The organism is Streptomyces sp. NPDC005151, assembly GCF_053599875.1.
The window spans coordinates 1-12,695 of sequence record NZ_JBSFYR010000039.1 but is presented as its reverse complement, the minus strand read 5'-3'; the positions used below and the strand labels follow the sequence as shown (position 1 = coordinate 12,695).

Here is a 12,695-nt window from a genome sequence, read left to right as displayed (position 1 = left end):
AGCATTCTGCTTGCATGAGACTTGACTGATCGGCGCCTTGTGCGACCCTTGCGCATGTCCGGTGACACTGCCCAAGGGGATGGGCGCTCGAATCCCGGACCCGTAAGGAGAGTTCACTTGTCCAGGGATGCCCGGTGGGACGCGCTGCTTGAGCTGGTCGGCAAACACGGCCGGGTGGAGGTCGAGGACGCCGCGACGACGCTTGACGTCTCGGCCGCGACCATCCGCCGTGACCTGGACCAGCTCGCCGAGCAGCAGCTCCTCACCCGAACCCGCGGCGGCGCCGTCGCGCACGGAGTCTCCTACGAACTGGCGTTGCGCTACAAGACGGGACGCAACGCCCCGGAGAAGCAGGCCATCGGCCGCGCGGTGTCCGAACTCGTGGCGGTGGGCGAGGTGGTGGGGCTGACTGGTGGCACCACGATCACCGAGGTCGCCCGCTCGCTGGCCGTGCGCTCCGACCTCGTCGGTGACACCGGCCCCGGAGCCGGGGGGCAGCCGACCCTGACGGTGGTGACCAATGCCCTCAACATCGCCAACGAGCTGGTGATACGGCCGCAGATCAAGATCGTGGTGACCGGTGGAGTGGCCCGGCCGCAGTCGTACGAGCTCACGGGGCCGCTGGCCAGTGGCGTGCTCGGTGAGATAACGCTGGATGTCGCCGTGCTGGGCGTCAATGCGATCGACACCGAGCGCGGGGCGTACGTTCACCACGAGGGCGAGGCCAGCATCAACCGGCTGCTCGCCCAGCAGGCGCAGCGGGTGGTCGTGGCCGCCGACTCCTCGAAGATCGGCAAGCGGGCCTTCGCCCGGGTCTGCGATCTCAGCCAGGTCGACTTCCTGGTCACCGACACCGGCATCACCCGCGACGCGAAGGCCCGTTTCACCGAGGCCGGCGTCACCGTCATCGCTGTGTGAGGGTGACGCCGGACCGCCCGGCGGTGACGCCGTCCCGCAGGATCGGCTGCGGGGTGCGGTCCACCGCTGGTCCGCCTTGCCGGTGCAGTCGCGCAGTTCCACGCGGTGCCCGGTCTCGTTGCCGCCGGGGGCGTACAGGCACCGGCCGGTCGCGTCGTTCACGATCGAGCCGTGTGCGCCGTACGTCCAGGTCGTCAGCGGTTCGGGCGTGCCCGCACAGGTCGTGATCGTGACCGGGACCTTCTTGTCGTTCCGGCTGGGCGTAGTCCACGCCTTCCACGTCCAGGCAGTTGCCCGCACGGTCGGTTACGGCGTCCCGGGTGGAGTTGCCGATGCCCAGGATCTGCTCGCCGCCCTCGGGGCCGGTCGTGCTGGTGACGTTGGCGCAGTCACCGTTGTCCTGCATGTCGATGTAGCCGCCGTTCCCCTGGTTGAAGCTGAACTGATGCGACCAGAAGGTGTGCGAGGTGAAGCCGGGGTCGGCAGCGACCGTGGTGCTCCATGTCGCGGACGACAGGTCGGGGTCTCGGCTGGGAGGGTGTAGTGGGTGTATATGCCGGGCGCGTCTCCCCAGCCGTCCTCATTGGCGTCCGCCGTGGCCGTCGTGGACATTTCGATACGGGCTGCAAGTGCCAGTGTCGCGACGGCACTTCCGGCGACGCGGCCGAGCCGGCCGAAGCCGGACTTGGACGTGCGAGAGCTCATGCGGGCTTACCCGCCTCTGCATGAGAATGTTGGGAGATGCGCCTTTTGGAGCAAATTCGAGCATGGGGGTGCATCCTGGACTCGCGGTGAACCCATTGGCAGGGGGTTCGGCTCGGTGCGTGCCGCAGCCGTGATCGCGGGACGCCGTTCCTAACCAGTGTGCGTGAGTGAGTCTTGGACCCACTGCTGCGTACTGGGCCCATCCCGAACGGTTTTGGATGCACTGGGTTCCCGCTTTCGCTTCCCACTCGGCGGCACGCCTCCGGGGGCGTGGTCCGTCGCGGGCGGGCGGGTTCCCTCACGCCCCCGGGCGTCCGGTCCGGCCTGGACGGTCCGATGCCCCACACGATCACTCCGGTCGTGCGGGGGCGGTGCCGTCCTTCCCCAAGCTCTCAACTCCGTTCGAGCAGGGGATACCCCATCCCGGATCGGGTGTCCGAGGGCGCGTCGTCCGATCGCGATGCCCGCGGCATCGTGACGGGACATCTTTCGGTGCGGGGTGGCCAGCGGTTTCTGCCAATGCTGGCCACCCCACTGGGAGGTGTAGGCGGGGTCGACCGCGACAATGCTCAGGCCGTGTTCGGCGGCCATCGACACCAGCCGGGCCTTGAGCTTGCCGGTCGGCATGCCGGAGATGAGCTGCCGGAACCGCTTCCGGCGGCCGTGCTTCTCCCGAGTCTTCTCGGCGGTGAAGTCCAGATCTTCGATGCCGATCGCGGTGGCACCGACACGCCCCGCCCAGTTGATCAACCGGGTCAGGGCGTGGCGGATCTGTGCGTCGCGGTGGCCGGCGGTGCCGGACAGGTCGTAGGGGAAGCGGCGCGGGTCTCCGATGGGGTTGCCGTGCCGGTCGAGGTGGTAGGCGGCAAAGTGGTCGGCGTTGGTGTCGACGCCGACCATGCCCCGGGCGCGGGCGGTCTCCAACGGGATGGTCCGGACGACGGGGCGCTGCCAGGATGCGGTGAGGTACCAGCGTCCGCGCCCCGTATCGAGGTGGATGCGGTAGGCGACGGCCCGGTTCGCTTCGATGCGGTCGGCCCACTCCGCACCCCGGTGCGCGAACGCGATACGGACGGTGAGGGTGTACCGGCCGTGCCTGGCGTTGGCCAGGTGCGCGAGCGGGGCAGGCAGTTTGATGCTGACCTCGCCGTCCGGGGTGACGCGGATCGTCTCGTTCCCGAACCGCTTCCCCGACTCACCATCAGCAGCAAGAAACCAGCGTTCCGCCTCCCAGCGTTCCCGCCACTGCTCCTCGGTGAGCTGGGCCTGGGCGAGGTGGTGGCGGGTGTTGAGGAGACGTCTACCGCCCCGCACCACCCGCACCCGCCCGGCCTGCCAGTCGGCAACAGCAGCGGCGTGCCGGTCTTCCAGCATCGCAAGGCGGCGGGATTTACGGAACCACTCGCTCTTCGACCGGTAGCCACCCGCCGCGCGCTTGGTGCCCTTCTCCCCGATCGGGAGGGACAGGCGGTGCCGCAGCATGTTGATCCCGGCTGCCAGCTTCTGGATATGCGCCGCCTGGCAACGGCGCGCGAGCGCCCACTGATCGTGCGTGGCCTTGGTGATTGCCCCCGCGATCCGCGACGACGACTCCTTCGTCAGCTCCCGCTTACGCGCTGCCCAGGCGTCCGCACTGTGCTCCGGACCGTCCGCACAGCGGGCCTTGAGATCACGGGAAGCAAGCGCACCCTGCTGCTCACCGACCGCACGCAGCACCCTCTCGTCCTGGGGCGTGAGGTGCCCCAGACGGTCCCGGACCGCCACCCCGCAAGGCCCAGGCACCACGAAGGACACGGCCAGCTCCCGCAAACCACCCACCACATCACCCCGCCCTCAAGGCCAGACACCCGCTATCAAGCCCAACGAGCCACAGCCGCCAAGGTCACCCATTCGACCCCAGAACCCCCGTTCCCCCACCGACGGGACTCACTCCCGCTCACCACCACTCACTTCAGCTCAGCAAGCCGACAGCAGCTCACAACCCCCGTATCAGACCTCCGACTCGGCGTCATCGGGCTCGGCCTCCGCCGTTCCATCAGCGATCTAGCGAGGGGACCCTCGCCTTCAGGCGTGGGGGGAATCGCTTCTTTGGGCTGCTCTACGGCGGTGACTACTACTTCAAGGACTGGCACGCCGACCGGACCCGTACCACCGGGCTGCTGCTCCAGAAGGCCGCGCACGACATCGACGTGCTGCACTGGCTGGCCGGCGGCTACACGCGCCGCGTCAACGCCCTCGGCGACCTCCTCGTCTACGGGGACCTGCCACGCCGCGAGCCGGACACCCCGCGCCCGGCGAACTGGCTGCGGGAGTTCGACTGGCCGCCGACGGCCCGCAAGGATCTGCACCACATCGTGGACGTCGAGGACGTCTCGGTGATGAACATGCAGCTCGACAACGGCGTCGTGGCCGCCTACCAGCAGTGCCACTTCACCCCGGACTACTGGCGCAACTACACCGTCATCGGCACCGAGGGGCGGCTGGAGAACTTCGGCGACGGCCCCGGTGGCGAGGTCAAGGTCTGGAACACCGGACCCAGCGGATACCGCGCCGAGGCCGACATCACCTACCGGGTGCCGGAGGCCGATGGCTCGCACGGCGGCGGTGACACCCGGATCATGGAGGAGTTCTGCCGGTTCGTCCGCGACGGAGGTGTCACCGACACCTCTCCGGTCGCCGCCCGGATGAGCGTCGCCGCCGGGGTCCTCGCGACCCGCTCGCTGCGTGAGGGCGGGGCGCCGTACGACGTGCCCGCCCTCGACCCCGAGCTGATCGCGTACTTCGAACGCGGTCAGGTCCACTAGGGCCTGTTTCGGAAGCTAGGAGGAGCGTCGGTTCTGGAGGGAGGCGTTCGTCGTAGGGTGAGAGGCGGCTGAAGGAGGCCACCGGACAAGGGAGCCATGGATGACGCGGTACCTGATCTCGTTCGATGACGGCGCGATGACCTTCCCCGAGCAGGAGTTGCCCGAGGTGGCCGAGGCCTCGCACGAGGTGGTGCGGGAGGCTCAGGACGCCGGCGTGTGGGTCTTCGGCGGTGGACTGGAGAGCCAGCAGGCGAGCGTCGTGGCCACCGACGGGACCGTCACCGACGGCCCGTACCCGGAGACCAAGGCGGTCCTCGGCGGGTTCTCGATCATCGATGTACCCTCACGCGAGGACGCGCTGGAGTGGGCTGCCAAGATCGCCGCCGCGTGCCGCTGTGCACAAGAGGTCCGGGAGATCATGCCCGACCCGACCGTCTGATCGAAGACGACCGCCGCGGCTAGGGCCTGGTTCGGAAGTGGCGTGTGACCTGCGGGTTCGGCATGCTGCGGGCCCGTGGGTGACGCGGTTGGGCGGCATGATCTGACGGACGAGGCGTGGGCGGTGGTCGAGGCGTTGCTGCCGGTCGCAGTGTGCGGTCGTCCGGCGCGGAACCTGCGTCGGCAGGTCGACGGGATCCGGCACCGGGTCCGGGCGGGGTGCCCGTGGCGGGACGTGCCTGAACGGTTTGGGCCGTGGTCGAGCCTGTATCGGGTGTTCCGCCGTTACCAGCGCGAGGGCGTCTGGGACCAGGTCCTGGACGCGCTGTGGACCCTGGCCGACGGGGGCCGGCAGATCTGCTGGGAAGTCTCGGTCGACTCCACGATCGCGCGGGCGCACCAGCACGCCGCTGGCGCCCGACGGGACAGCGCCGGGCAGAAGGAGCCGCCAGGGGCCGAGCCCGCCGATCACGGGCTGGGTCGTTCCCGGGGCGGGTGGACCACGAAGATCCACGCGGCCTGCGAGCAGGGGCAGAAGCTCATGGGGATGGTCGTCACCGCCGGGCAGCGGGGCGACAGCCCGCAGTTCGCCGCGGTGCTTGACCAGGTCCGGGTGAAGCGTCCCGGCGGGGCCGGGCGGCCACGGACGCGCCCTGACCGGGTCCGGGCGGACAAGGGGTATGCCTCAGCGGCCAACCGGCGCCGGCTTCGTCGGCGCGGGATCGCCGCGACGATCCCGGACAAGAAAGACCACCGCGCCAACCGGCTGGCGAGGGGCTCGAAGGGTGGGCGGCCGCCGAAGGTCGACTACGAGGACTACAAGAAGCGGCACGCGGTGGAGTGCATGTTCAACCGCTCCGCCTTGCGATGCACGCACCCCAGCCCCGCTCCTTCACCCACCCCTCAATTGCCGGTCGGTCTCGACCAGGGCAATGGCGCCTACCTCGGGATGCAGTCCAACGGCGGATCGAGCAGGGTGCTTCTCTTCTCCGTCCGGGACGTCTCGGAAGCCACGGCCGGCTCCACCGGCTCCTGGTGCCAGAGCTTCGGCGGCGAGGGCGTCGGCATGAGCTGCCGATGAACCTCGACTGGACCGCCGGCCATACGTACACCTTCAAGGTGGCGGCCGAGGGCGACGGCTGGTTCGGCGCCACCGTCGCGGACGCCACCGCGGGTACGTCGTACAAGCTCGGCAGCATCAAGACGCCCGCCACCGCCATCTCGCCGTCCGGCATGGTCGACTGGACGGAGTGACAGCGAGCCCGGCGCCGTCGCCGGAGGTCTCTCTGTGTCTGTTTTCAGCCATGCTCGGTGGGTAATCGGCCCATTCCTGTTTGGCGGCCGCCCGATCGGCCACGGCCGCGAAGCGTGGCACCGTCGGGGGAAATGAAGCCGAACGTCCGGAAGATGTCGTACGGGGGTGAGGATGCCCGGTCTCGTACCGTCACCGCCGCATCGCAATCGGTGCGAACGGGCGGTGGGTTTGCGCCAAACGGATTCCTCGGTGGCCGAGTTCGAACGCGTTGCCGGATCGCGGTCGGCATAATCGCGTCCATGTCGATCACGGGCGGAGACTTCGTCGAGCTGGGCCGGGACCTCTACGGATGGCTCCCGCCGAAACGGGGCTGGGGCCTCGCGAACTGCGGTCTCCTGACGTCATCGCGTGGCGCGATCTGGATCGACACCCCGTACGACCCCGTGCTCGCCGGCCAGTTCCTGGCGGAGTCCGCGAAACGGCTGCCCGACGGCGCCGCCATCGACCGGGTGATCGTCACCCACGCCAACGGGGACCACTTCTGGGGCGCGGGCGTACTCCCCGACGCGGAGATCATCGCTACCCGCGAGGCCCGGGAACACATTCACTACGAACCCACCCCGAAGCAGCAGCATGCCCTCGTCCAGGGCAGCGATCCGGCCACCGCGCTCGGTGAGTACCTCAAGCGCCACTTCGGCCCGTTCGACTGGTCACGGACCGAACCCGTGCAGCCGACCACGTACTTCACCGGCGAGCTCGAACTGACCCTGGGGGAGTACCCGGTCCAGGTGACGGCCCTGCCCCCCGCCCACACCACGGGCGACCTCATCGTGCACCTGCCCGCTCAGCGCACCGTGTTCAGCGGCGACGTCATCTTCGCCTCCACCCCGGAGCAGCCGGGCGACCACCCGGTGCACTGGGCGGGCCCCCTCTCCCAGGTGATCGCCGCCTGCGAACAGGTGCTGGCCACCGGCGCCGAGACCATCGTCCCGGGCCACGGTCCGGTCCTCGACCCGGCCGGCGTGCGCGCACACATCGGCTACCTCGAGTACGTACGGGAACGCGCCCACGCCCTGCACGCGGCCGGGGTGCCCGCGCTGGAGGCGGCCCGCCGGGTGATCGCCGAGGGGCGCCACCCCGAACTCGGCCTGGCCGAACGCCTTGTGGTGACGATCGGCAGCGAGTACCGGCAGCTCGACGGCTCCGAACTGCCCAGTGTGCTTCAGGTGATGACCGATGTCGCCGTCGTCGCCCAGGAAGTGGAGCAGTCCCGTGGGGCGGCAGACCTCGAGAGGTGACACCCGGATCCCCTCCCGCCCGGGCGGGTCCGACCCGGCAACAGAAATACGGTGACGGCCGGGCATGGATCGTGGCGCTGATCGCCGTCGTCACCGCCGTTGTGGCCGTGGTCCGTTCTCGGAACGTGGCCCGGGACGCCCATGTGGCGTGGGCCCGCGCCGAGCTGCCCGAACGCCAGGCGAAGGCGGCCGATGCCCGTACCGCCGCCCTCGCCGACGAGATCCGGCAGCTCGCCCGGAAGCGGATGCCCGCCGCCGCGCTCGACGTGCCCGTCCCCGCCGCGACCTCACCTCGTACCTCCTCGGCCATCCGGCCGGTCTCGACAACGACGAGACTGTGCGTCAGATCACTCTGGCCATGAGCGCGGGCCACGCCCGACGACCAACCTGATCGGCAACGCGCTTCTGCACATGCTCACCTACGCGCGCTATGCCGGCTCGCCGCACGGCGGAGCGATGACTGCCCACGAGGCGATCAACGAGGTCCTCTGGCAGGACCCGCCGCCGGCCAATTCCGCCGCTCACTACCCCCGCCACGACACCGAGTTCCACGGCGTTCGGCTGCGCGCCGGGCAACTGCTCCTGGTCTCCTTTGCAGGGGCCAACACCCAGTCCCTGCCCGCCCCTTCGGACCCGGGCGTGCGCTCCGGCGGCAGCGCCCATCTGTTTTGGTCGGCGGGGCTGCACCGGTGCCCCGCGAAGCAGCCGGCGCTACTCATCGCGATGACCGCGATCGAGCTGCTGACCAGCCAGCTGTGCGATGCGGAGCTGGCCGTTCCGGCGAGCGAACTGATGTGGCGGCCCGGTTCGTTCCACCGCGCCCTGGTGCGTCTCCCGGTCCGTTTCACCCCGCTCGACGTGACCGGCGACGCAGCGCTTTCGGCCTCGTCGGAGGTGTCGATCAGCCGCTGACCCGTGTCGGTGGTACGCCGAACGGGTGAGGGGCGCGAGAATTGCCCGATGAACAGCGAGTGGCGCAACGCCGACCGAAGCACAGACGGGGTGGTCCGGTGAGCAGGTACGACAGGTATGACGTCACGGACGAGCAGTGGGAGGGTCTGGCCCAGGTCGTGCCGCTGCGCAGCCGCAACGAATGGCCGTCGCGGGTCGACCACCGCGCCGTCCCCGACGACCACGAGACCGCCGAACAGCGCCGCATGGTCGTGCTGCGCGTTCAGGTCTTTGCGGACGCCCGCGAGGTGGCCGAGTATCTGGTAGCACAGATCCCCGTGCTGCTCGATCTGACCAGCGCCGAGACCGATGTGGCCAAGCGGATCCTGGACTTCACCAGCGGTGTGGTCTTCGGGCTCGGCAGCGGAATGCACCGCGTCGACCGGAACGTGTTTCTTCTGTCGCCGGTCGGCATCGAGGTCGAGGGGGTCACGGCGGCGGGCGTCCCCCGATCGTAGGAAGGTCGTGCGGGCGGAACGGTTCGCCGGTCGACGGCGAGCGTACGGTCCGCTCATGACTGCACGCTGCCCGGAAGACCCGTGGGCGACCCCAGTGACATCAGCCGCCCGAGAAGTCCGGACCGAGGCTGTCCGAACCGAGCCTCCCCGAACCGGGGCGGTCCGTTCCGCCGGCCCCGTCGTCACCGAACTGCGGCTCTCCGCCTTCGCCTCGCACCGTGGCACCGTCCTCCCGGTGGGCCCGCTCACGCTGTTCACCGGGGCCGGTGGCAGTGGCAAGTCCAGCGCGCTGCGGGCGTACGAGGCGCTGGCCCGGCTGGGCGCGGGCGACCCGCTCGACGAGGTGTTCCCGGATCCGGCGGCGTACGTGCCCGAACGGGCCGGTCCCGACGCCCAGGGCCGCCGCGGCTTCCGGATCGGCTGCACGGCGACCGGCCCGGCAGGACGGGTCCGGCTCGACGTCGCCGTGCAGGCCGAGCCCTCCCTCCGGATCGTCGGCGAACGGCTGACCGGCGGCGGCGAGACGCTGCTGACCACCGCGCTGCGCGACCCCAGGGGCTCGACGGTCCAGGCGGCCTGGCACACGGCCGGCACCGTCCCGGTGACCCGGGCGCCGCTGCCGGACGACCTGCTCGGTACGGCGCTGCTGCCGTTGCGGGTCGCGGGCACGACCGAGGCACAGTTACGGGTCCTCGCGGCCGCCGAACAGATGGTCGTGGCCCTGCGCTCCGTCTTCGTGTGCGAACCGCAGCCGCAGCGGATGCGGGCGCCGGTGCCCAGCGGGGAGGGCCGGCTGCGCCGGGACTGCGACAACCTCGCGGCAGTACTGGAACGGACACACACCCAGTGCGGACAGCGGCATGCCCGGCTGGTTGCGGCGGCCGCTGCCGGATGCGCGGGGACGGTGAGGGGGCTGGGCGTCGAGCGGCTCCTGGGCGGGTTGCTGCACGCCGTGGTGGAGCGCGACGGCGGGCACCTCACCCCGGTCGGGCGGCTCGGCGACGGCGAGTTGAGGTACCTGGCGCTCGCCCTGGTCCTGCTCACCGGCCCCGGGGTGCTGGCCATGGACGCCGCGTCGGAGGTGCCGTCGGCCATGCAGACGCTCACCGTTCTGGTCGACGGGCTCGACCGGGACCTGGACGGACGGCAGGTGGCGGAACTGCTGGCCCTGGCCGCGTCGGTCGGCACGACCGGGCACCTCAGACTGGTGGGGACGGCCGCGGAGGCGGCCGCCGCACGGGCCCGCGGGACGGCCGGTGCGACGGTGGTAGACCTGGGACCGTGAACGGACTCGATGTACAGACACTGCAGCGACGGCTCGCCGCGTTCGCGGCCGCCCGTGACTGGGAGCAGTACCACACCCCGAAGAACCTGGCGGCGGCGCTCAGCGTCGAGGCGTCCGAACTGGTCGAGATCTTCCAGTGGCTGACGCCGGAGCAGTCCGCGCGGGTGATGGAGACGCCCGAGACGGCGCATCGGGTGGCGGACGAAGTCGCGGATGTGCTCGCGTATCTGCTGCAGTTCTGCGAGGTGCTGAGCATCGATGCGCTGGCGGCGCTGGCGGAGAAGATCGACAGGAACGAAGCGCGCTTCCCGGTTCCGAAGCCCCCAGAACCCCAAGATCGTCACTCTTCGGAGTGATCGACTTCTTCACAGTCGACTTCGTGTCCACAGATTTCCGAAATCCCCTGGCCTTTCGGTACCACTCCCCTCACTGTGGGTAATGGATGAGGTGAGCGGGTTTTCGTTCGGACGGGGGCGACGCATGGAAGCGGAGCGGCTCATAGAGGTAAGTCGGCGGGCTCTGGCGCAGAGCCGGGGCGCGCCGTCCATCATGGCGGAGGCCTGGCAGATCCAGGCGCTGGCCCAGGCGATCGGCGAGCACCTGGCGGCGTACGGGCCGAAGGCGCTGCGGGGCGAGGCACGGGGGCTCGGCGAGATCGGGGGAAACGGCGGCGGGGCGCCGGACCATCCGGTGGTGCGGACCGGCACGGCGCGGGCCGCGCAGCTTGCCGAGGTCGCCGATCCCCGGGCGGCCCTGACCGGTCTCGGCGCGCTGCTGGGGGAGATGGGGATGGCTCTTGTCGCGGTGGCCTGTGACACCGGCGAGGAGAGCCTCTACTGGCAGTGCATCGAGGCGATCGATGCGGCCGACGAGGCGCTGGACCGGGTGCACGGGATGCTCCGGCTCCTCGCCGAGCAGGACCGGGAGCAGGACCGGCAGCGGGAGCGGGACGGTGCGTACGGTGCGGTGCGCGGACCGGCGGGCTCGGCGGCGGGCCAGCCGTGACGGCGCCGGCATGAAACGCGAACCGCTCCGGGTTGCCTCATTACGGGGAGTTCTGACCTTCGAACGGCACAACGCAATGGGTGGGCACGGCACATGCCGCGCCCACCCATTGAGCCGGACTGTCAAGTCGGCACCCTGGTGCTCAGTGCCTCAGGTTCGCTCCCAGGTGGACGCCGGTCGCGGTGCCGAGTTGGGTCCTGCCGTAGTAGACGGACGTCGACACGCCCAGGCCGGTGCTGTTGCTCGGGATGTAGAGGAGCGTGCCATTGCCCGCGTCTTCGCCCTCGGCGCCGATGATCAGGTCGGCGCGGCCGTAGCCGGACAGGTCGGTCAGGGAAACCGCGGAGCCGAGCTTGTCGTCGGTCTCGGTGGATCCGGGGATGCCCGAGGTGTCCTGCGAGACGGCGATGGCGCCGGTGCCGGAGAGGCCGGCGGAGGTGCCCTTGAGAAGCAGGGCCGTACCCGCGTTGGAGCGGTTGATATCGCTGCGGGTGATGTCCTCGTTCGGGACACCGGCCAGGACATCGGCGTAGCCGTCGTTGTTGTAGTCGCCGACGGAGACCGAGGCGCCCATCGCGTCGCCGGACTCGTCAGCGCCCGGTACGCCGGACGTGGCCTGGGAGATGCTCGTGGCGCCGGTGGAGGACAGGCCCGTCCCCGCGGTGCCGTAGACCGCGGTGACCTCGCCGCCAGCGGTCGCACCGGACTCGGCGGTGGAGGGCCGGCCGATGACGATGTCGTCGGCGCCGTTGCCGTTGATGTCGCCCGCGGCGATGGAGCGTCCGCCCTTCACGGACAGGACAGCCACCTTGGTGAGCCCGCCCGACCCGCCCTTGAACCAGACGACGCGGCCGACGCCGGTGCTGTCGCGGTAGTTGAGAGCGACGTCCGCGTACCCGTCGGCGTTGAAGTCGCCGGACGCGGCGTCCTCGTAGGCGAGCGACCCGGTGGCGGTGGTCAGGGCGCCGTACTGGGTGGCGGCGCCGGTGAGGTGAGCGTTCCAGGTGCCGCCGTTGCCGGTGCCCGCGGCGAAGATGTCGGCCTTGCCGTCGGCGTTGAAGTCGCCGGTGGTGACTGCGGCTCCCAGCCACCGGCGGCCGACTGGCAATCTCCGACGAGTCCACCGAGCTTCGGCTCGTGCCGCCGGACGAGATCGAGCAGTTGTCGATGCACCACACCCAACGGCTCAGGCTCCAGCACTTCCTGGAACAGCGCGAGAGCCCGTACTTGGGCTGAACCAACTGACGGCAGTAGTGACGGCAACAACCCCGCACAACCACGGACACCCACGTACTTCACCGGACCAGCAAACAACACTTGACCTGCGGAAAAGCAGGTAGAGGGGTCCGCGTAGCACACGTACTATGTGCTGGCGGGACAGACTCCGGCCACAGGGGCCGTGTTCGCCTGTTTCCGGGGTCGGCCGCCACCCCCAACCCGCTCAAGATCGGACGATCCCGGCAAACGCCGGGGCCCTGGGGGCTGTCGATTAATAACTCCTCGGCTTATGGATGCCGTTGACCCCTAGGATGCGGGGGTGACGGATGAGGTGCAGCCGGGGTGGGCGGAGACGTTGGG

Annotated in this window: 13 protein-coding genes and 3 pseudogenes; 13 read left to right on the top strand and 3 right to left on the bottom strand. The window is 70.1% G+C overall.

Features of this window, described 5'->3' with window-relative positions; all coding sequences use genetic code 11:
- The first annotated feature begins 117 nt into the window (after positions 1 to 117).
- On the top strand, positions 118 to 918 hold the full coding sequence (locus tag ACWD6R_RS21350) for a DeoR/GlpR family DNA-binding transcription regulator (protein WP_345514160.1): 801 nt from the start codon (positions 118 to 120) through the stop codon (positions 916 to 918).
- A gap of 117 nt (positions 919 to 1,035) precedes the next feature.
- On the opposite strand, the pseudogene ACWD6R_RS21345 reads toward ACWD6R_RS21350, so the two are convergent.
- Positions 1,036 to 1,218 (bottom strand): annotated as a pseudogene (locus tag ACWD6R_RS21345) (hypothetical protein); the annotation flags it as partial.
- A 555-nt stretch (positions 1,219 to 1,773) separates the two neighbouring features.
- Positions 1,774 to 3,441: an IS200/IS605 family accessory protein TnpB-related protein gene (locus ACWD6R_RS21340; protein ID WP_451820127.1), complete on the bottom strand. Its 1,668-nt coding sequence runs from the start codon at positions 3,439 to 3,441 to the stop codon at positions 1,774 to 1,776.
- A 281-nt stretch (positions 3,442 to 3,722) separates the two neighbouring features.
- On the opposite strand from ACWD6R_RS21340, the pseudogene ACWD6R_RS21335 reads away from it, so the two are divergent.
- From ACWD6R_RS21335 to ACWD6R_RS21285, 11 genes and pseudogenes are all read left to right on the top strand, one after another.
- A pseudogene (locus tag ACWD6R_RS21335) lies at positions 3,723 to 4,427 on the top strand (Gfo/Idh/MocA family oxidoreductase); the annotation flags it as partial.
- 100 nt (positions 4,428 to 4,527) lie between these two features.
- On the top strand, positions 4,528 to 4,866 hold the full coding sequence (locus ACWD6R_RS21330) for a YciI family protein (RefSeq protein ID WP_451820126.1): 339 nt from the start codon (positions 4,528 to 4,530) through the stop codon (positions 4,864 to 4,866).
- Between the two features lie 75 nt (positions 4,867 to 4,941).
- Positions 4,942 to 5,946: an IS5 family transposase gene (locus ACWD6R_RS21325; protein WP_451820125.1), complete on the top strand. Its 1,005-nt coding sequence runs from the start codon at positions 4,942 to 4,944 to the stop codon at positions 5,944 to 5,946.
- Positions 5,943 to 6,119: a hypothetical protein gene (locus ACWD6R_RS21320; protein WP_451820124.1), complete on the top strand. Its 177-nt coding sequence runs from the start codon at positions 5,943 to 5,945 to the stop codon at positions 6,117 to 6,119. The genes ACWD6R_RS21325 and ACWD6R_RS21320 overlap by 4 nt, the downstream gene beginning before the upstream one ends.
- A 300-nt stretch (positions 6,120 to 6,419) precedes the next feature.
- Positions 6,420 to 7,418, top strand: coding sequence for an MBL fold metallo-hydrolase (locus tag ACWD6R_RS21315; protein ID WP_451820123.1), 999 nt, complete (start codon positions 6,420 to 6,422; stop codon positions 7,416 to 7,418).
- A gap of 71 nt (positions 7,419 to 7,489) precedes the next feature.
- Positions 7,490 to 7,780, top strand: a complete 291-nt coding sequence (locus tag ACWD6R_RS21310) for a hypothetical protein (protein WP_451820122.1) — start codon at positions 7,490 to 7,492, stop codon at positions 7,778 to 7,780.
- 49 nt (positions 7,781 to 7,829) lie between these two features.
- Positions 7,830 to 8,330 carry a hypothetical protein gene (locus ACWD6R_RS21305; protein WP_451820121.1) on the top strand — a complete coding sequence of 167 codons (501 nt, stop codon included), beginning with the start codon at positions 7,830 to 7,832 and terminating at the stop codon, positions 8,328 to 8,330.
- Between the two features lie 98 nt (positions 8,331 to 8,428).
- Positions 8,429 to 8,827 carry a cell division protein SepF gene (locus ACWD6R_RS21300; RefSeq protein ID WP_366136485.1) on the top strand — a complete coding sequence of 133 codons (399 nt, stop codon included), beginning with the start codon at positions 8,429 to 8,431 and terminating at the stop codon, positions 8,825 to 8,827.
- A gap of 55 nt (positions 8,828 to 8,882) precedes the next feature.
- Positions 8,883 to 10,112 carry an AAA family ATPase gene (locus tag ACWD6R_RS21295; RefSeq protein WP_451820120.1) on the top strand — a complete coding sequence of 410 codons (1,230 nt, stop codon included), beginning with the start codon at positions 8,883 to 8,885 and terminating at the stop codon, positions 10,110 to 10,112.
- Positions 10,109 to 10,468 (top strand): nucleotide pyrophosphohydrolase, encoded by a 360-nt coding sequence (locus tag ACWD6R_RS21290; protein ID WP_451820119.1) that lies wholly within the window; start codon positions 10,109 to 10,111, stop codon positions 10,466 to 10,468. Before ACWD6R_RS21295 ends, ACWD6R_RS21290 begins: the two co-directional genes overlap by 4 nt.
- A gap of 124 nt (positions 10,469 to 10,592) precedes the next feature.
- Complete coding sequence (locus ACWD6R_RS21285; RefSeq protein ID WP_451820118.1) at positions 10,593 to 11,117, top strand: DUF6099 family protein; 525 nt, start codon at positions 10,593 to 10,595, stop codon at positions 11,115 to 11,117.
- A 142-nt stretch (positions 11,118 to 11,259) separates the two neighbouring features.
- Here ACWD6R_RS21285 and ACWD6R_RS21280 read toward each other — a convergent pair whose 3' ends face one another.
- Positions 11,260 to 12,225: an FG-GAP and VCBS repeat-containing protein gene (locus ACWD6R_RS21280; RefSeq protein WP_451820117.1), complete on the bottom strand. Its 966-nt coding sequence runs from the start codon at positions 12,223 to 12,225 to the stop codon at positions 11,260 to 11,262.
- On the opposite strand from ACWD6R_RS21280, the pseudogene ACWD6R_RS21275 reads away from it, so the two are divergent.
- A pseudogene (locus ACWD6R_RS21275) lies at positions 12,207 to 12,353 on the top strand (DNA mismatch repair protein MutT); the annotation flags it as partial. The gene ACWD6R_RS21280 and the pseudogene ACWD6R_RS21275 sit on opposite strands and share 19 nt — an antisense overlap.
- Positions 12,354 to 12,695 lie beyond the last annotated feature (342 nt).